The 518-nt window shown below is 39.8% G+C and carries 1 protein-coding gene; it reads right to left on the reverse strand.

What is annotated here, in order from left to right:
* Positions 1–518, reverse strand: a 518-nt coding sequence (locus ACFQVC_RS42525) for an outer membrane beta-barrel protein (RefSeq protein ID WP_381842182.1), incomplete at both ends; no start/stop codon positions are given.

Here is a 518-nt window from a genome sequence, read left to right on the forward strand (position 1 = left end):
GTATAGCCACCTTTCATCGGTTGTATGGTACGATTAAATTCTGCGTTATATTGGTCAACAAAAAAATAAGGACTTTTGCGACGCATAAAATCAACTGTTTTCCCTTCTTTAGGCTGGTATTTTCCTGCTGTCCATTCATTCCAATCGTTGAAAAGTCCAACCATCAGGCTTACCTGATCAGAGAATGTGTAAGTACCTTTTATGCCCGCATTTTGAAAGGGACCCATAGAAAACAGGTAGGAAGTGGAATAATTGAAGTTTCCGGTTGGAGAGATGATTTCGTAGCCGATAAATGTGCCCATAAACCCTGCGGTCATGGAAAATTTATCTGTGAAATCATAACTTACATAAAGATTTTGTAAATGAAAGGAATCTCCACCTTTTCCGGCAAGCAAAGATTGTTCTTGTCCCCTTGGGCCGAAAGCAACCTCTCCAACGAAAGATGCTTTATTCACTTTTTTACTGATTGCTAAGTCTAGCATACCCAACGATATAGAATTCTGTTCGTTGGCAAAGGC

Origin of the sequence: Streptomyces monticola, from assembly GCF_042665355.1 — a bacterium.
GTDB classification, from domain to species: Bacteria; Actinomycetota; Actinomycetes; order Streptomycetales; family Streptomycetaceae; genus Streptomyces; species Streptomyces monticola.